This is a genomic window from Micromonospora sp. BQ11, assembly GCF_052068135.1.
GTDB lineage: Bacteria > Actinomycetota > Actinomycetes > Mycobacteriales > Micromonosporaceae > Micromonospora.
On record NZ_JBQHDB010000014.1, the window covers coordinates 1 to 17,361 of the forward strand.

Below are 17,361 nucleotides of genomic sequence, written 5' to 3' on the forward strand. Positions count from 1 at the left end.
CGGAGTTATAAACAATTGGCACTGGCTTATCAAGCACCCTGTTGAGTTCTCAAAGAACAACCACACACCATCCGGAACCCCGCATCAGCAGGACCCCGTCCGGGGCAACCTCTCTAACTTACCCGGTTCGTTCCTCGCTGTCAACCTCGTGTTCGAGGTGATCAACTTGGTTCGCTCCGCCCACGCCCGAACCGCACCGTCGACCGGTGCTGGCTACTGTCGTGGGAAACCGCAGACCGGCCGATGCCGCTTCGCGGCCATCCGCCCGGCTCCTGCCGGCTTCAGAACTCTACCCGGTCGGCTTCGCGATCGCAACCCCGTTACCGGAGTTCATCGCACCGCCCGATCCTCAGTCTCGCTCGGCGTTCCCGCCACGAGCCTGGCGCCCGCTCTCCGCCAGTTTATCCGGCGTCCCGCGTGCAGAGAGAAAGTTACGCGGATGGCCCGCCGAAGGCAAATCAGCGTTCGTCGCTGGGTTGTCCGAGCCTGGTCGGCCGCCCGGGCCGAGCACGGATCCGATCGGACCGGCCGCGCGGGATCCGTAACCGCGCCGCGCGTGTCAGAGTTGCTGGCATGGACGACCTGCCGCGCTCCCCGACGACGGTGCTCGCCGAAGATGCCCTGCTCGGACTGCTGCTGCCGATCTGGCAGCTGGTCATCGGGGCGCTCGTACTCGTCGCCGTCCTGGCGTCGGTACGCCGGCTGGCGCGTCGGGGGCCCTCGCGGATGACCACCGCACTCCTGGTCACCGCAGCGGCGATTGCCGGCTTCGCCGTGGTGGGTGTCCTGCTGCAGGGCTGATTCGGCCAGAACCGGACGCTCCGGCAGGCCGGGCGATCAGAGCCGGCGGTTCGCCAGGCTGGGCACCTCGGCGCGGATCGTGCGCAGGCGGTCCAGGTCGAGCTCGGCAACGGCCACGCCCGGACCGTCCGGCACCTGGGTGAGCACGGTCCCCCACGGGTCGACCACCATGCTGCGTCCGAAGCAGGTCCGCGCCGGCTCGTGGTCGCCGGTCTGGCCCGCCGCGGCGACGAAGCACTGGTTCTCGATCGCTCGGGCGCGCAGCAGAACCTCCCAGTGGTCGCGGCCCGTGTGCATCATGAACGCCGCCGGTACCACGAGGAGTTGCGCGCCGCCCTCGGTGGCGAGTCGGCGGTACAGCTCGGGGAAGCGCAGGTCGTAGCAGATCGACAACCCGACCCGGAGCCCCTCGACGTCGACCACCACCGGCTCGTCGCCGGGCGCCACCGTGGCGGACTCCAGGTAGGACACCCGACCGGGAATCTCCACGTCGTACAGGTGGATCTTGCGGTAGCTGGCAGCGAGCGCGCCGGACCGGTCGAAGACCAACGACGTGTTCCAGGTGTGCTCGGGATCCGGCCCGCGTTCGTGGAACGACCCGGCGATCACCCACATGCCCAGCCGCCGCGCGACACCGGCGAAGAACTGCCCGACCTCGCCGTCGACCGCCTCCGGCTCGGGAAGCCCGGCGGCGGGGCCGAGGTAGTCCACGTACTCGGGGAGGACCGCGAGGTCCGCGCCGCCGGCGGCCGCGCGCTCCAGCAGGCCCTCCGCGGCCTCCAGATTGACCTTGCGGTCGTCCCGCGCGTTCAGCTGACAGACGGCGACCCGCATGGACCTCAGCGTACGGGCGGCGAGCCCCCGGCGACAGGGGCGCGACCGGCGCCGGCGGGCCGCCGTCGCCGGCCCGCCGGTCGACGGGCCCGCCCCCGGCGCGTCAGGCCGACTTCTCCTCGCGGTCCCGGCGGGCCCGGCGGCCGGTGAACTCGCGCGGCACGATGGTCGGGTTGACGTTCTCGAGGACGACCTCGCGGGTGATCAGCACGCGGGCGGCGTCCGGGTTGCTCGGCACCTCGTACATCGCGGAGAGCAGCACCTCTTCGATGATCGCCCGCAGGCCGCGGGCGCCGGTGCCCCGGAGCATGGCCTGGTCGGCGATCGCCTCCAACGCCGGCTGGTCGAACTCCAACTCGACACCGTCGAGCTCGAAGAGCCGCTGGTACTGCCGGACCAGGGCATTGCGCGGCTCGGTGAGGATCCGTACCAGTGCGGAGCGGTCCAGGCTGCGCACGTTGGTGATCACCGGGAGCCGACCCACGAACTCGGGGATCAGCCCGAACTTCAGCATGTCCTCCGGCATCACCTGGCTGAAGATGTCGTCGGTCGACCGCTCGGAGACCGACCGGAGCCGGGCGCCGAACCCGGTGCCACCCTGCCCGGTGCGGGACTCGATGATCTGATCCAGGCCGGCGAAGGCGCCACCGCAGATGAACAGCACGTTCGTCGTGTCGATCTGGATGAACTCCTGGTGCGGATGCTTGCGGCCCCCCTGCGGCGGCACGTTGGCCACCGTGCCTTCCAGCATCTTCAGCAGCGCCTGCTGGACGCCCTCGCCGGAGACGTCGCGCGTGATCGACGGGTTCTCCGACTTGCGGGCGATCTTGTCGACCTCGTCGATGTAGATGATGCCGGTCTCGGCGCGCTTGATGTCGTAGTCCGCGGCCTGGATCAGCTTGAGGAGGATGTTCTCCACGTCCTCGCCCACGTAGCCCGCCTCGGTCAAGGCGGTGGCGTCGGCAATCGCGAATGGGACGTTGAGCATCCGGGCGAGGGTCTGGGCCAGGTGGGTCTTGCCACACCCGGTGGGACCCAGGAGGAGGATGTTGGACTTGGCCAACTCGACGGCGTCGCTGCCGGAACCCGGCGCGCCGGCCGCCTCGGCCTGGATCCGCTTGTAGTGGTTGTAGACCGCCACGGCGAGCGCCTTCTTGGCCTGGTCCTGACCCACCACGTAGTTGTCGAGGAACTGGCAGATCTCCATCGGCTTGGGAAGCTCTTCCCACTTCACCTCGCCGGACTCGGCCAGCTCCTCCTCGATGATCTCGTTACAGAGGTCGATGCACTCGTCGCAGATGTAGACCCCAGGGCCCGCGATGAGTTTCTTGACCTGCTTCTGCGACTTGCCACAGAAGGAGCACTTCAGTAGGTCGCCGCCGTCACCGATCCGTGCCACCTACGTTCTCCCTGCACTCATCGGCCGGAGCCCCGGCCCTGACCTGCGGACGCTGCGCTCCGTCCGTCTTCTCAACCCCGCCGACTCCGACCGGCGAAGCGGTACGGACCCGACGTTACCCGCTGGCGGGAGTTTCTCCGACCCCCAAAACGGGTGTGTCAGAGGTCGGCCGGGAACGAACCCGGCCGACCTCCGACCCGAGCAGCTCAGCTGGCGGCGTTGGCGGCCAGCAGACCCTTCTTGCGGCTGGTGAGGATCGTGTCCACCAGCCCGTACTCCTTGGACTCCTCGGCCGTCATGATCTTGTCACGGTCGATGTCCTTGCGGACCTGCTCGATGGGGCGGTTGCAGTGCCGGGAGAGCATGTCCTCCAGCTGCGTCCGCATCCGCAGGATCTCGCGGGCCTGGATCTCGATGTCCGAGCCCTGCCCGTAGCCACCCTCGGTGGCCGGCTGGTGGATGATGATCCGCGAGTTCGGCAGAGCCATCCGCTTGCCCGGGGTGCCGGCGGACAGCAGCACGGCGGCGGCGCTGGCCGCCTGGCCCAGGCAGACCGTCTGGATGTCCGGGCGGACGTACTGCATGGTGTCGTAGATCGCCGTCATGGCGGTGAACGAGCCGCCGGGCGAGTTGATGTACATGATGATGTCGCGGTCCGGGTCGGTGCCCTCGAGCGTCAGCAGCTGCGCCATCACGTCGTTGGCCGACGCGTCGTCGACCTGGACGCCGAGGAAGATGATCCGGTCCTCGAAGAGCTTGTTGTACGGGTTGGACTCCTTGACCCCGTACGACGTGCGCTCGACGAACGACGGAAGGACGTAGCGGTTGTGCACGGCCGCGAACTGGGGCGGCAGGCTCAGGTCGGTCATCGTCAGCTCCTCGCTCAGCTCAGGGTCCCGGCGCCATCCGGAACCTGCGCGGCCCCGATGATCACCTTGTCGATGAAGCCGTAGTCCATGGCCTCCTGGGCGGTGAACCAGCGGTCCCGGTCCGAGTCCGCCTCGATCTGCGCCTGGCTCTGGCCGGTGTGGTGCGCGACCCGCTCCTGGAACATCCGCTTCGTGTAGAGCATCTGCTCCGCCTGGATCGCGATGTCCGACGCGGTACCGCCCAGACCACCGGACGGCTGGTGCATCATGATCCGGGCGTGCGGCAGGGCGTAGCGCTTACCCTTGGTGCCCGCGCACAGGAGGAGCTGGCCCATCGAGGCGGCCATGCCCATCGCCACGGTCGACACGTCGTTGTCGATGAACTGCATGGTGTCGTAGATCGCCATGCCGGAGTAGACCGAGCCACCCGGCGAGTTGATCCAGAGGTTGATGTCGCGGTCCGGGTCCTCCGCGGCGAGCAGCAGGAGCTGCGCGCAGATGCGGTTGGCGACCTGGTCGGTCACCTCGCTGCCCAGGAAGATGATCCGCTCCTTGAGCAACCGGTTGTAGACCGAGTCGTCGAGGTTGCCAATGGTGTCGCCACCTCGGGCCTCGATCGCCCGGAGCGGCTTCGCTGGGATGTGCATGTCGGTCATGGCAGCCCTTCGCTCTCCGTACCGTCTTCTCCGACACTAACCGCTTGATCGGGCGGCGCACTCCCGGTCGGGACACTGTTCGCTGACAGCGCAGCCCCGTGCGGGGCGTACCCGAAAAGGGCTTCGGCCGCCGCCCCACCGCGAGGGAGGGACGGCGGCCGCGCCCGACGATCAGTGCTCGTGGTTGTGCTCGTGGTTGTGCTCGGCCTCGCCCTCGGCGCGCAGCGCGTCGAGAGTCACCTCGTTGCCGGCGGTGTCCTTGATCTTGATGCGCTCCATCACCGAGGCCAGCGCCTTGCCCCGACGCACGTCGCCGAAGACGGCGCTCGCGGCGCCGGAGCGCACCAGCTGGTCGTAGTACTGCTGCGGGGCCATCCCGGCGCGCTGGGCCCGGTGCACGATCTCGTGACCGAACTCGTCGTCGGAGACCTGGACCTCCTCGGCGTCGGCCAGCGTGTCCAGCAGGAGCTGGATCTTGACGCCCTCGGTGGCCGCCTCGGCCAGCTCGGCGTCGATCTGCTCCTCGGTCTTCTCCTCGGCCGCCAGGTACTCCTCCAGGGAGGCGCCGATCCGCTCCAGCTGGTCGATCATCGCCGCCTTGCGGCTCTCGACCTCCTCGCGGACGACACCCTCCGGCGCCGGCACCTCGGCCGCGGCGACGAGCTGCTCCAGGGCATTGTCCCGGGCGGCGTAGATCTGCTCGACCCGCTTGCCCCGGGCGACCCGCTCGCGCAGGTCGTCGCGCAGCTCGTCGATCGTGTCGAACTCGCTCGCCATCTGGGCGAACTCGTCGTTCAGCTCGGGCAGCTCCTTCTCCTTGACCGTACGCACGGTCACCGCCACCTCGGCGTCCCGGCCGGCGAAGTCGCCGCCGACGAGCTGGGTGGTGAAGGTGGTGCTCTCACCGGCGGACAGGCCGACGACCGCCTCGTCCAGGCCCGGCAGGAGCTGCTTGCTGCCCACCTCGTGGGAGATGTTGCTCGCCGAACCGCCCGGCACGTCCTCGCCGTCGACGGTGGCGTTCAGGTCGATCTGGACGAAGTCGCCCTCGGCGGCGGCGCGCTCGACGGTCTTGAGGGTGGCGAACCGATCGCGCAGGCTCTTCACCTGCTCGTCGATCTCGGTGTCGTCGATCTGGAGCTCGTCCACGGTCACCTCGACGGTGGCCGGGTCCGGCAGGGTGATCTCGGGCCGGACGTCCACCTCGGCGGTGAAGTTGAGCGTGTCACCGTCGTTGAACTCGGTGATGTCGACCTCGGGACGACCGAGGGTCTTCAGGTCGTGCTCACGGACCGCGGCGAGGATGTTCTGCGGGATCGCTTCCTGGATCGCCTCGTTGAGGACGGTGCCCCGGCCGACCCGCTGGTCGATCACGGCGGTCGGAACCTTGCCCCGGCGGAACCCGGGAACCTGCACCTGCGAACCGATCTCCCGGTACGCCTTCTTGAGGCTCGGCTCGAGCTCGACGAACGGCACCTCGATGGCGAGCCGCACGCGCGTCGGGCTCAGAGTCTCGACGGTGCTCTTCACAGGCGTACTCCTTGACGGATCTCGGTTTTGATTCTGGGCGTTCGATCAGCCCATCGAGTGTAGGCGAGCCGGTGCAGCCTCCCGGCAGCGCCCGGGGGCCGCGCGGGATCGGCGGCACCCGGGGCGACCCGGTCGCGGACGACAGTCGGGGTGGCGGGATTTGAACCCACGGCCCCTCGCTCCCAAAGCGAGTGCGCTACCAAGCTGCGCCACACCCCGTGGCGGGAAGCAGTCTATGCCGTCGCCGCACGTACGAGGGGCCGGGGCGGCAGCCAACGCGCCGAACCACCCCAAAGCGGGTGCGCGGGTGGTGTCGGGCGACGCGCCCGGGATACGGATGGGCGGGCGGCGGAGGCATTCGGTACGCTGTCGGCGCGCCTCGCACGTCGAGGCGGACGCGGGCGTAGCTCAATGGTAGAGCTTCAGTCTTCCAAACTGACGGTGCGGGTTCGATTCCCGTCGCCCGCTCCAACGGCCTCCGGCCCAGGTCAGAGGTTGCATACCTCGACCCTGGGCCGGTCGACCGCTTCCCCGCTCCGATCATGCGGGCCATCCGTGGGCCATTAGCTGCTCTCGCCGCCCATGCGTCGGGATTGCCGGACGATCCGCCGGTCCATGGCCGAGGCGATCTCGCGGTCCCGCTCGCTGGTCGCGTGCTGATGGATCAACGCGGCCTGCAAGGTCGCGTGGCCCATTCGTTGCATCAGCCCCCGAGTGCTCGCCCCGGAGGCAGCGGCGAGCGGGTTTCCGGTGTGCCGCAGATCGTGCAATGAGGCTGACGACGGGCCGAGGAGCCGGGTCAGAGGCTTATGGTGCAACTCGATGCAGCCCCGCAGCAGAAACGTGCCATCGGGGTCAGGGGCTCCCCAGTCGATCTGCTGGATCCGCCCCATAGTTGTCCCCGACCGACCGAGGCTGCGCCTTTACAACGAGGGCTAGGCGCCCGCGGCGCTGGTCCCACCACCTTCATCGCAGGCCAGGTCGCGCGCAAGTTCACCGACCAGCACCTTGGGCCGGCGCCGCAGCCACCATCGGTCAGTCACGCCGAATGGACGCAGGGCCGCACCGTCGTCATCGACGGTCACCTGGCGGAACTCCTCGTCCAGCTGATCTACGATGCCTTGCCAGTTCACCCGCACGGACTCGGTGAGCAAGGGCAGCGCCTGCTCGATCCATTCGCGGCAAGACAGGTCATTCTTGTACTCGTCCACACACCAGTCATAGCCTTTCCGGATTTCCTCGATCAGTCCCGACCACCCTTCCACCGTCTGCGGAAGGGTGCGGGCCGTTCGCCAACCCCGTTCGCGCAAGGCTTCCCCTACGCGTAAGGCAGATTGGTAATCCTCGCGGCCGAGATTCTGGCTCTCCATCGTCCCATCATGCATCCGCGGTCACCTGACCCCAGCGGCACGCGCAGCGGCCCTCCCTACCCGTTCAAGCTGACCAGTCGTCCGCAATCTTCTTTGATCCGATGCCGGCATGGGCCATCCGTGGGCCAGTAACCGTGGCGCACAGCGGGCACGAGCGTGCACGGGATTCCCGTCGCCCGCTCCACCGCTCCCGGCCCAGGTCCGCGGCGTGTCCGCGGCGAAACACCAGTCGGTGCCGCTCGCCGGCCCTGACGGGACCACCTGCCTCACCGAGGACCTGACGCTGCCGCTTCCCGTCCCTACAGCGTGATCCAGTAACGGCGCACGGCCCCGTGCCCGGTGTCCTGGACCTCGTCCAGGACACCGCCGTGCCGCTCGATGGTCTTCGCCGAGGCGGCGTTGTCCTCCTCGCAGACGACCAGCACGCGGTCCAGGCCGAGTCGCCGCGCCTCATCGAGCATCTCGCCAGAGCCCAGGTCGCCAGCCCCCGCCGACGCGCCGACGGCCGGATGCCGTAGCCGACGTGGCCGACGCGCCGCACGACGTCGTCGGGGCCGTGCCGCAGTGCGATGCGGCGACCATAGCGGTCCCGTCCCGAGGGGCACCGGGTCGAGCGGCGGTCGATGCCCGCACCTGCCTCGGCCCCGCGGAATCCGCCCGCGCCGACGGCCGATCAGTCCGTGAGGTCGGTGATGGCCTCGTCGACGGTGGAGGCCAGCAGGTCCGGCAGGAAGCCGATCAGGTCGAGGGTGAACCGGACCGGGCCACCCTCCGGAGCGACCACCCGTACCGGGGCCTGGCGGTTGACGAAGGCGGTGACCAGTCGGTCCAGACACCGCAGCCCGGCGCTGTCGAGGAAGGTCACCCCGGACAGGTCGATGACCACACCGGCGGCCGCGCGGATGGCGGTCAGCACGCCGCGCTCCACGTCATCGGCGTTCGCGTGGTCGACGTCGCCGTACAGTCGCACGACCTCGCAGCCGCGCTCGCCGACCACCGCCATCCGGTCCCGGGTCATGTCGCCCTCCTGCCGACCTGTCGTCGCATCAACACGTTCGTGCCTTCACCCCGGTCGACGACGAGGTCGTCCATCAGCCGCCCCATGAGCGCCATGCCCCGTCCCCGGTGCAGGCTGGCGCGCGGCGGCAGCCAGCGGCCGGAGTCGGAGACCCGCAGGTCGAGGAGTTCCCCGTCCAGGGTGGCGGTCACGGTGACCCGTCCGGCGGGGTCGCCGCCGCAGCCGTGCTCGATCGCGTTCGCCACCGCCTCGGAGGTGGCGAGGACGATGCCGTACCGCTCGGACTCCGGTAGATCGAAACCGGCCAGCCACTCGTCCAGCGCTGCCCGCAGCGGAGCCAGCTCGGCCATCCCCGCCGGCACGACCCGCCGGAACAGGGGAGCGCCGTCGAACGCGAGCGCGAGCAGGCACGTGTCGTCGTGGCCGTCCTCGCCCTCCAGCATCGCGTCGCTGACCTCCTCGGCGAGCGCCGCCAGTGGGGCGTCGCGCCGCTTCCCCAACACGTCCACCAGCCGTTCGAGCCCCTGGTCGATCCGCTCACCGCGCCGCTCCACCAGACCGTCGGTGTAGAGCAGCAGCCGCGAGCCCCGGGTCAGGGTCAGCTCCGCCTCCCCGCGTGTCCGGCTCGCCGCACGTGTGCCGAGCGGGCCGGACCGGCCGTCCCACAGGTAGCGCGGCTCGGTCCCCGGCGGCAGCAGCAGGGGCGGTGGGTGGCCGGCGCACGCGTACCGCAGGACGCCGGTGTCCAGCGACAGCTCGGCGTACGCCAGGGTCGTCATCTGCCCGGCCTCCAGGGTGGCGACGAAGTCGTCCATGTGCCGCAGGACGGCGGCAGGGCTGCACCGGGCCTTGCCCAGGGCCCGTACCGCGCTGCGGAGCTGGCCCATCGCGCTGGCCGCCCGGATCCCCCGGCCGACCACGTCGCCGACGACCACCCCGATGCTGCCGCTGGAGGTGGTGAAGGCGTCGTACCAGTCGCCGCCGACCTCCAGGGTCTCCCCCGCCGGCCGGTAGACGGTGACCACGTGGAAGCGGCTGTCGGTGGGGCGTTCACCGGCGAGCAGGCTGCGCTGGAGCGTGCGCGCCACCTCGCGGTCCTGCTCGGCGAGGCGGGCGTTGTCGAGCGCCAGACCCGCCCGGTCGGCCAGGTCGAGCAGGAAGTCGGGGTCGGCCCGACCGGCGGCGTCGGGTGCCTGCACGAGCAGGAGCGTGCCGATCACCACGGTCCGGGCCCGCAGTGGCAGCACCACACCCCGGCGGCCGTCGGGTGCCGTCAGCGGAAGGGCGCGACCGGACCGGGCGGCCTCCCGCACCGCACGGCGGACGTCGTCGCCGAGCGGCCACGGCCCCGAGGTCCCGCCGGCGATCAGCTGGCCGTCGGGACGGTTCGGCGGAGCGGGCCACCCGGCCTGGTCGGTGGTCGTCAGGTCCACCTGCGCGTACTCGGCCAGGTCCGCAACCAGCAGGTCGACCAGCCGGCGGGCCCGGTCGGCCGAACCGACCGGCTCGTCGAGGTCCCGGCCCAGCCGGGCCAGGAAGGCCGACTGCCAGGCGCGGCGGGCCGTCTCCTCGTAGAGCCGGACCCGCTCCAGCGCCTGCCCGGCCTGCTGGCCGAGTGTCCGCATCAGGTCCACCTCTTCGGCGGCCAGCGCCCGCGCCTCGGGGAGGTCGACGGACACCGCTCCGAGCACCCGGTCGTCGGCGACCAACGGGGTCACCACCCGCCGGTCGGAGACCACGACGTCACCGGTGCGGACGGCCCGCGCCTCCCACTCGGGGCCGTCCAGGGCGATCGGTCCGGCGCGGACGGCCGCCGAGCCGTCGGTGCCGCCGGCGACGGTCAGCACCGCCTCCTCCGGATCGACCAGCCAGACCGTGGTGGCGGTCGCCTCGAACGCCTCGGTGGCCGCGACCACGACCGGAGCGACGATCTCCCCGGCCCGCTCGACCGCGGCGCAGCGGGCCACCATCTCCTGCAGCACACGCAGCCGGGCGGCGACCAGCTCGGCGCGGCGGCGCTCGTCGAGCAGTTCCCGCTCGTACGCGCGGCGGTCGGTCGCGTCGAACACCGTCAGCCGCAGGACGGTCGACCCGCTGCCCGGGTTCCGCCGCAGGACGGCGTTGACCAGGGTGTCCAGCCGGCTGCCGTCGGCGCGGCGGAACTCCATCGCGACCTCGCGCACCTCGCCCTGCATGTGCAGCAGCGGACGCAGGTGCGTCTCGTGGAAGATCCGGCTGCCGACGGTGAGCAGCGCCTGGACCCGGCTTCCCACCAGGTCCTCCCGCCGGCGCCCGGTCCAGTCCAGGAAGGTCTGGTTGACCCGGGCGATCGTGCCGTCGGGCAGCACCGAGAGGTAGCCGCAGGTGGCGCGCTCGTACAGGTCCTCCGCGCTCTCCTCGAGCAGCGGGGCGAACCAGTCGGATGACGGGACCGGGTCGGCCACGTCAATCGGTCCGCATGTACGCGCTGATGGCCGCCGCCGTCTCCTCGGGAGCGCTCAGGTTGGGGCAGTGCCCCGACGCCGCGAGCGTCACCAGGGTGCTGCCGGGGAGGTGCCGGTGGACGTACTCGCCGACCTCCGACGGGGCGATCACGTCGTTGGTGCACTGGAGGATCAGGGCGGGCACGGTGACCTTCGGCAGGTCGGTCCGATTGTCGGACAGGAAGGTGACGCGGGCGAACTGCCGGGCGATGGCCGGGTCGGTGCGGCAGAAGCTGTTGGCCAGCTCGGCACCGAGCTGGGGCCGGTCCGGGTTACCCATGATCGCCGGTGCCATCGCCATGGACCAGCCGAGGTAGTTGCTGTCCAGCGAGTCCAGCAGCTCGTCGATGTCGGCCCGGCTGAAGCCACCGTGGTAGCCCTCGTCGTCGACGTAGCGCGGAGACGGGCCGACCAGCACCAGACGGGAGAAGCGGTCGGGCTCGGCGATCGCCGCGAGCACACCGATCATCGCGCTGACCGAGTGGCCGACGAAGACGACGTCCCGCAGATCCAGCTCGGCGAGGATCTCGAGTACGTCCTCGGCGTAGCCGCGCAGATCCTTGTACCGCTGCGGACGGTAGGCGGACAGGTCCGAACCGCCGGCGCCGACGTGGTCGAAGAGCACGACCCGGTGGTCGTCGACGAAGTGGGGGACCACGGAACGCCACATGTGCTGGTCGCAGCCGAACCCGTGGGCGAAGAGCAGTGTCCTGCCGCCGTCCTGACCCGTCACCGTCACGTTGTTGCGAGTCAGAGCGCTCACGGGCGGTGACACTACCTGCGAACACCCCACCTCGCCAGCGGAGCGACGTGGCACCGGGGCGCCACCCCTGCACGGCTCCCGATCGACGACCGTCACGGTGATTCGTCCCACACGCGCGCCACCTCGGGGGCGAGCGTCGCGGCCTGCGCGGCGCCGGCGGCGAGCGCCGGGCCACGTCGCCCCGGGTCCAGGACGTTCGACCCGATCGCGGCACGGGCGGCGTCGTCGGGGGCGAGGAGCACCGTCCGGGCGGCACCCAGCCTCGCCAGTTCCTGCCGGGGCGAGGCGCGGAAGACCCCGACGGTCGGCGCCAGCACCACGACGGCATCCGCCCCGGCGGCGAGATCGGCGTTGGTCACCGACCGGACCCCGCCGTCCATGAAATGTCCGGTGCCACCCACCGGCACCGGTGGGAAGACACCCGGCACCGCGCAGCTCGCAGCGACCGCCTCCGCCAGCGGCACGGCCGCTGTGGCGTCCCAGGCCACCAGCTTTCCGTCGGACGTGTCGACGGCGGTGACGACGAGCCGTGGACGGGTCGGCCACTCCCGCACCGGCAGATTCTGCGTGAACCGTCCGACGTGCTCACCGGGGTCGCCCACGGGTGCGCGGCGGGCCAGGGCGCCGAGCCGCGCGCGGGCCTGCTCCGGCGACAGGGAGCGGTCGGTGAGGACCGCGAACCCCTGCGCAAGCAGGGTCACGTCGATTCTCGGTGACAGCTCCACCTCGATCCGTGCGGCGTCGGCGACGGCGGTGGGCAGGTCCACGCCGGTCGCGACGAGGGCCCCGACGTACGCCCCCGCGGACGTGCCCACGATCAGATCGGCGGTGGTCAGGTCGACGCCGTGGTCGCGCAGGCCGGCGAGGACACCCAACTCCCACGCGATGCCGGTGACGCCACCGCCGCCCAGTACCAGTGCCCGCATGAGGTCCTCCGCATCCCCGTACCCCCGGTCAGCCACTACCCGAGGAACCGCACACGACACACGTACCGGCACAGGTCGCCCGGGCCTGCCCGTTTTGCGCCGACAGTGTCCGGGTAGGGCATCGGTCATGGACACGAACACGAAGGCACACCTGGTGGGCGGCCCCCGCGACGGCAGCACCGTCGATGCGGGTAACGCGCTGGTGGAGGTCGAGATCGAGGGCATGATGCACCGCTACATCCGGACCACGAAGCAGAGTGGCGAGGGTGCGACGGTCTACAACTACGACGGGATGGTGGACCCGGACGGTGGCGAGCCGGGCGTCGAGGATCCGGCGGCCCGGGTCGCCTCGCCGAAGGCGGACGCCGAGGGGCACGGCGGGAAGCACTGACCTACGGCCGGGTGCGGATGATCCGGCTGCGGCCGGGTATGAAGCGCCGACCTGGTGGAGGACGACGGGGTCGCGGCACACCGCGACCGACCGTCCGGGCGGGCCGCGGGACGCCGGCCCGCCCGGGCGTACCGTCAGTTGTTGGTGATCCAGTTCCAGGCCGAGACGACCCACTCGGTCTGCTGGAGCCACGCGACACCGAGGCCGGTGAGGAACACCGCCGTCACCAGGTGCGCGCCCCGGGCGCTGTGTCGTACCCGGCCCATCTGCCGTTCCAGCACCAGCCGACCCACCAACCGGGCCAGTCCGAACAGACCGCCGGCCACCAGCAGGCTCAACACGAAGATCAGCAGGGGCGCGGCCAGGTCGCCGCCGCCGGAGATCGCCCAGATGCCCCAGCAGACGAACGCGAAGAGGGCTCCCGCGGCGCTCCACTCCCCACCCCGCTTGAGCTGCGCGACATGCCAGCTCAGCGGCCGGCGCGGCGCGTCCGACCAGCCGGTGCCGTGCGACTCCTCCTCGACGACGGGGAACGGCTCGGTGCGCGGCGTCCGGCGCTGGCCCACCGACGCGACACCCCGCCGGTACGGATCCCGCTGCTGCGGCACCCCGGCCTGCGGCGGCACCGCGGCCTGCGGCGGCACCTCGACGGTCCGCTCCGCCCACGGCTGCGTCTGGTCTGCCATCTCGTCCCTCCCCTGGACCGACGGCGGCCCCCGGCCACCGTCCGCCTCCGAGGGTATCCAGCCCGCAAATCGCTCGCCGACGACGCACCGGTCGGCTAGACAAGGCGACGTGACCAATCCCCCACCGGACTTCACCACGGCCAGCCCCGCCGACCTCGACGACCTGCACGATCTGCTCAACGGACTCTTCCTCGGCGGCTTCGACGCCGAGTCGTGGGCGATCGAGCGCACCCTCCTCGAACCCGAGCGCACCCTGCTTGCCCGTGACGGCGGGGACCTGGTGGCGAGCGCCACCGCGTACACCCGGGAGCTGACCGTGCCGGGTGCCCGCGTGCCCGCCGCGCACGTCAGCATGGTCGGGGTCGCGCCGACCCACCGCCGGCAGGGCCTCCTCACCCGGATGATGGGCCGGCAGCTGCGGGACGTCCGCGACGCGGCCCGGGAGCCGGTGGCGGTGCTGTGGGCCAGCGAGGGACGGATCTACCCCCGCTTCGGCTACGGCCTCGCCGCCCAGCGGCTGACCGTCGACTGCGAGACCACCGAGCTGCGCCTGCCGGATCCGACGCCCGCCGAGGGCCGGCTGCGCGTGACCCGCCCGGCCGCCTGCCGCGCCGACCTGGAGCGGGTGTACGACCAGGTACGCCCCGAGCGGCCCGGCTGGTCCGGCCGTGACGAGCGGTGGTGGGGGTACGTGCTGGGTGACCCGGCGTCCCAGCGGGGTGGGGCGACGGAACTGCGGGCCGTGCTGCACCACGGTCCCGACGGGGTCGACGGGTACGCCCTCTTCCGCACCCGCAGCGACTGGAGCGAGGCCGGACCGCAGGGCCAGGTCACCGTCAACGAGGTGGTCGCCGCGACGCCGGCCGGGTACCGGGCGCTGTGGCGGATGCTGCTCTCCGTCGACCTGACCCGGCGGCTCGCCTGGCGCGGGGCGGCGCTGGACGAGCCGCTGCTGCGACTGGTCAACGAGCCGCGACGACTCGGCACCCGCCTGGTCGACGGGCTGTGGCTGCGGGTGGTGGACGTGCCGGCCGCGCTGGCCGCCCGTCGGTACGCGACCACGGTCGACGTGGTCCTCGACATCGCCGACGACCTGCTGCCGGAGAACACCGGCCGGTGGCGCCTCACCGGCGGGCCCGACGACGCCCGCTGCGTACCGACCGACGCTCCCGCCGACCTGGCCTGCGACGTGCGCAGCCTCGGGGAGCTCTACCTGGGCGGGACGGGGCTCGTCGCGCTCGCCGCGACCGGGCGGGTCGAGGAGCGGCGCCCGGGCGCCCTGGCCGCAGCCGGGCCGGCCTTCGGCTGGCACCGGGCCCCGGCCGGCATGGAGATCTTCTGACCCGCGACGACGTCCCGTCGGGTCGGCGAGCGGCCGGTGGAGGCGGTACGGTCGGCTGATGGGCGACGTGGAGCGGCGGCGACGCCGGCACCGCCATCACGGCGAAGCCGGTCCGGCGGAGGAGCCGAGCGCGGCCACGGCCGGCGTGCACGACGGGCCCGAGCCACCACGGCACCGGCGGGGTGGCTCGGGCGACGAGGGTGAGCGGGGGCTGCGCGGCCTCGTCGGCTCCGGCTCCTCGCAGGTCAGCGTGACGGCCGCGATGCGGGCGCGCGACGCGGCCCGGCCCGGCGACGAGGACCTGGCCGAGGCCGAGGCCCGCGTGCAGATCGTCCGCCGCAACTGGACCCCCCGCGAGGACCTCCCCCGCCGCTGACCGCCCGCGGCCCGCTGACCGTCCGATGATCGGCGGTCCGACACGCCGGACCGCCGACCGCTCACCGGCGAACGATCACTGCGAGGGCAGGGTGGGAAGTTCCCGGGTGCGCTCGAAGTCGGCCACCTGGGCGATACGGCGCGCGTGCCGCTCGTTGCCGGAGAACGGCGTGCCGAGGAACGCCTCCACGATGGCGGTCGCCTCGTCCAGGGTGTGCTGCCGGGCGCCGACCGCCACGATGTTGGCGTCGTTGTGCTCACGGGACAGTTGGGCGGTGTCCGTGTTCCAGGCCAGCGCCGCCCGCACTCCGGCGATCTTGTTCGCGGCGATCTGCTCGCCGTTGCCCGAGCCGCCGATGACGACACCGAGGCTGCCCGCGTCGGTCACCACCCGGTGACCGGTGTGCAGGCAGAAGGCCGGGTAGTCGTCGTCCGGGTCGTAGGCGTGCGGACCGACGTCGACCACGTCGTATCCCTGCTTGGCCAGGTGGTTGGCCAGGTGCACCTTCAACTCGAAACCGGCGTGGTCGGATCCCAGGTAGACGCGCATGACCGCAGTCTGTCAGGCCGTGCTCCGGGACGCCGCGCGGGCGGCGCCCCGGAGTGGATTCGTCACAACCGCTCAGCGGGACAGCTCGGCGAGCACGAGACCGCCGCGTGCCTTCGGGGTGAACCAGGTGCTCTTGCGGGGCATCTTCTCCCGGGCGAGGTTCACCGCGACGAAGTCGTCCACGGTCACCGGGGCGATGAGGACCGCCAGCTCCGCACGGCCGGCGTCCACCTCACCGGCCAGCCAGGCCGCCGGGTAGTCGCCGCCCACGTACGTGATCCGCTTGTCGCCCGGGTCCAGGCCGAGAGCGTCGCGCAGCAGCAGCCGCTCGACCAGCGCGTGGTCCAGGTTCTCCAGGCGGGACCCGCCGGCGTGCGGCAGGCGTACCGCGTACGCCCCGGTGGCGAGCCGGAGCACGACGGTGCCGCCGGCCGCCGGAACCTCGACCGGGCCGTCGATCGGGATGATCTCCGCGCCGGCGGCCCGGAGGCGGTCGAGCAGGTCCTCCGGTGTGGTGGTCAGCTCGCTGACCAGCCGGTTGTACGGCTGGATGGCCACCGACGCCGGCGTGGTGACCACGGACAGGAAGCGCGGCAGGCCGCCGGTCTGGGCGGCCAGGCTGCGGTGGTTGCCGTCGGCGACGACCAGCTCGCCGCCGCCGGCCAGGGCGGTCAGCGCGTCCTGCTCGGGGCCCGGACCGAGCAGCCAGATGGCGTGCGTCCGCCCGGCCTGGTCGGTGTCGGTCGCGGCCGGCGCGCCCGCCGACTCGGTCGCCGCCGCGAGTGCGGCGTGCAGCTCGTCACCGCGACCGGTCTGGAGCAGGAGTACGGGCGAGAGCAGGTGTCCCAGCGCCTCGGCCAGCGCCACCCGCTCCCGCACCTTGGCGATGAAGACGTCCTCGTTGCGGATGACCAGCCCCGGCTCGTCGGCCCGGGTGGAGATCTGGCCGGTGTCGACCATGGCGAAGAGCCCGTACGCGGAGTCCTCACCCGGCGCGCTGATCCGGTACAGCACGACCACCTGCTCGGCGGGGGTGTAGCTGCCGTCGGCCTTCGCCTCGGCGAGGCGGGACACCGCGTCGGGCAGCGCGTCGAGGAAGGACTTCCCGAGACTGTCCGGCGCCCGGTGCGGCATCTCGATGCCGAGGGCACTGTGCGGGTTCGCCTCGATGATCGCGGTAATCTCCGCGTCGTCGGCGAACTCGTCGTAGTTCTGCGCGCCGGTGCCGCCAGTGGTGATCCAGGCCCGGGCGATCGGATGCACGACCGTCATGACGACGACGCTACCGGTGCCGGCCGCCGCGTCCGGCGCGGACCCGGTCCCCGCCCACCAGGTGAAAGCCGAGGTGTAAGGAAGGGCCCCCTCTTA

Annotated in this window: 19 protein-coding genes and 2 tRNA genes; 5 read left to right on the top strand and 16 right to left on the bottom strand. The window is 71.7% G+C overall.

Annotated elements, in window-relative coordinates; all coding sequences use genetic code 11:
• Nucleotides 1-573: 573 nt before the first annotated feature.
• Nucleotides 574-801, top strand: a complete 228-nt coding sequence (locus ACTMSW_RS25000; RefSeq protein ID WP_357031401.1) for a hypothetical protein — start codon at nt 574-576, stop codon at nt 799-801.
• A gap of 36 nt (nt 802-837) precedes the next feature.
• Here ACTMSW_RS25000 and ACTMSW_RS25005 read toward each other — a convergent pair whose 3' ends face one another.
• The 6 genes from ACTMSW_RS25005 to ACTMSW_RS25030 form a co-directional block, all read right to left on the bottom strand.
• Nucleotides 838-1,635: a carbon-nitrogen hydrolase family protein gene (locus ACTMSW_RS25005; RefSeq protein ID WP_441183127.1), complete on the bottom strand. Its 798-nt coding sequence runs from the start codon at nt 1,633-1,635 to the stop codon at nt 838-840.
• A gap of 103 nt (nt 1,636-1,738) precedes the next feature.
• Nucleotides 1,739-3,034, bottom strand: a complete 1,296-nt coding sequence (clpX, locus tag ACTMSW_RS25010; protein WP_377514156.1) for an ATP-dependent Clp protease ATP-binding subunit ClpX — start codon at nt 3,032-3,034, stop codon at nt 1,739-1,741.
• 206 nt (nt 3,035-3,240) lie between these two features.
• Nucleotides 3,241-3,903: an ATP-dependent Clp protease proteolytic subunit gene (locus ACTMSW_RS25015; RefSeq protein ID WP_130339200.1), complete on the bottom strand. Its 663-nt coding sequence runs from the start codon at nt 3,901-3,903 to the stop codon at nt 3,241-3,243.
• 14 nt (nt 3,904-3,917) lie between these two features.
• Complete coding sequence (locus tag ACTMSW_RS25020; RefSeq protein WP_200214946.1) at nt 3,918-4,559, bottom strand: ATP-dependent Clp protease proteolytic subunit; 642 nt, start codon at nt 4,557-4,559, stop codon at nt 3,918-3,920.
• A gap of 171 nt (nt 4,560-4,730) precedes the next feature.
• Entirely contained in the window at nt 4,731-6,089 is a 1,359-nt protein-coding gene (tig, locus tag ACTMSW_RS25025) for a trigger factor (RefSeq protein ID WP_441183128.1), read from the bottom strand.
• Nucleotides 6,090-6,234: 145 nt separating this feature from the next.
• A tRNA-Pro gene (locus tag ACTMSW_RS25030) sits at nt 6,235-6,308 on the bottom strand.
• Nucleotides 6,309-6,486: 178 nt separating this feature from the next.
• Here ACTMSW_RS25030 and ACTMSW_RS25035 point away from each other — a divergent pair.
• Nucleotides 6,487-6,560 (top strand) — tRNA-Gly (locus ACTMSW_RS25035).
• A gap of 92 nt (nt 6,561-6,652) precedes the next feature.
• Here the strand turns inward: ACTMSW_RS25035 and ACTMSW_RS25040 are convergent.
• The 7 genes from ACTMSW_RS25040 to ACTMSW_RS25070 all read right to left on the bottom strand — a co-directional run bounded on the left by ACTMSW_RS25040 (nt 6,653) and on the right by ACTMSW_RS25070 (nt 12,649).
• Nucleotides 6,653-6,982: a hypothetical protein gene (locus ACTMSW_RS25040; RefSeq protein WP_441183129.1), complete on the bottom strand. Its 330-nt coding sequence runs from the start codon at nt 6,980-6,982 to the stop codon at nt 6,653-6,655.
• Between the two features lie 42 nt (nt 6,983-7,024).
• Nucleotides 7,025-7,459 (bottom strand): hypothetical protein, encoded by a 435-nt coding sequence (locus ACTMSW_RS25045; RefSeq protein ID WP_441183130.1) that lies wholly within the window; start codon nt 7,457-7,459, stop codon nt 7,025-7,027.
• 299 nt (nt 7,460-7,758) lie between these two features.
• A complete protein-coding gene (locus ACTMSW_RS25050; protein WP_441183131.1) occupies nt 7,759-7,920 on the bottom strand; it encodes a GNAT family N-acetyltransferase in 162 nt (53 codons plus the stop codon).
• 212 nt (nt 7,921-8,132) lie between these two features.
• Nucleotides 8,133-8,477: an STAS domain-containing protein gene (locus ACTMSW_RS25055; protein WP_441183132.1), complete on the bottom strand. Its 345-nt coding sequence runs from the start codon at nt 8,475-8,477 to the stop codon at nt 8,133-8,135.
• A complete protein-coding gene (locus ACTMSW_RS25060; protein ID WP_441183133.1) occupies nt 8,474-10,921 on the bottom strand; it encodes a SpoIIE family protein phosphatase in 2,448 nt (815 codons plus the stop codon). The genes ACTMSW_RS25055 and ACTMSW_RS25060 overlap by 4 nt, the downstream gene beginning before the upstream one ends.
• A gap of 1 nt (nt 10,922) precedes the next feature.
• The gene (locus ACTMSW_RS25065) at nt 10,923-11,723 is read right to left on the bottom strand and encodes an alpha/beta fold hydrolase (RefSeq protein ID WP_441183134.1); all 801 of its coding nucleotides are present in this window, start codon (nt 11,721-11,723) and stop codon (nt 10,923-10,925) included.
• Between the two features lie 92 nt (nt 11,724-11,815).
• Complete coding sequence (locus tag ACTMSW_RS25070) at nt 11,816-12,649, bottom strand: patatin-like phospholipase family protein (protein WP_441183135.1); 834 nt, start codon at nt 12,647-12,649, stop codon at nt 11,816-11,818.
• A 127-nt stretch (nt 12,650-12,776) separates the two neighbouring features.
• Here ACTMSW_RS25070 and ACTMSW_RS25075 point away from each other — a divergent pair, with 127 nt between their 5' ends.
• Complete coding sequence (locus ACTMSW_RS25075) at nt 12,777-13,040, top strand: hypothetical protein (protein ID WP_441183136.1); 264 nt, start codon at nt 12,777-12,779, stop codon at nt 13,038-13,040.
• Nucleotides 13,041-13,174: 134 nt separating this feature from the next.
• Here the strand turns inward: ACTMSW_RS25075 and ACTMSW_RS25080 are convergent, their stop codons facing one another.
• Nucleotides 13,175-13,726, bottom strand: a complete 552-nt coding sequence (locus tag ACTMSW_RS25080; protein ID WP_441183137.1) for a hypothetical protein — start codon at nt 13,724-13,726, stop codon at nt 13,175-13,177.
• A 109-nt stretch (nt 13,727-13,835) separates the two neighbouring features.
• Here ACTMSW_RS25080 and ACTMSW_RS25085 point away from each other — a divergent pair, with 109 nt between their 5' ends.
• Together ACTMSW_RS25085 and ACTMSW_RS25090 are read left to right on the top strand one after the other, a co-directional pair.
• Entirely contained in the window at nt 13,836-15,068 is a 1,233-nt protein-coding gene (locus ACTMSW_RS25085) for a GNAT family N-acetyltransferase (protein WP_441183138.1), read from the top strand.
• A gap of 58 nt (nt 15,069-15,126) precedes the next feature.
• The gene (locus tag ACTMSW_RS25090) at nt 15,127-15,444 is read left to right on the top strand and encodes a hypothetical protein (protein ID WP_441183139.1); all 318 of its coding nucleotides are present in this window, start codon (nt 15,127-15,129) and stop codon (nt 15,442-15,444) included.
• A gap of 75 nt (nt 15,445-15,519) precedes the next feature.
• Here the strand turns inward: ACTMSW_RS25090 and ACTMSW_RS25095 are convergent, their stop codons facing one another.
• Nucleotides 15,520-15,993, bottom strand: coding sequence for a ribose-5-phosphate isomerase (locus tag ACTMSW_RS25095; protein WP_441183140.1), 474 nt, complete (start codon nt 15,991-15,993; stop codon nt 15,520-15,522).
• Between the two features lie 72 nt (nt 15,994-16,065).
• Complete coding sequence (locus ACTMSW_RS25100) at nt 16,066-17,265, bottom strand: DUF1015 family protein (protein ID WP_441183141.1); 1,200 nt, start codon at nt 17,263-17,265, stop codon at nt 16,066-16,068.
• Nucleotides 17,266-17,361 lie beyond the last annotated feature (96 nt).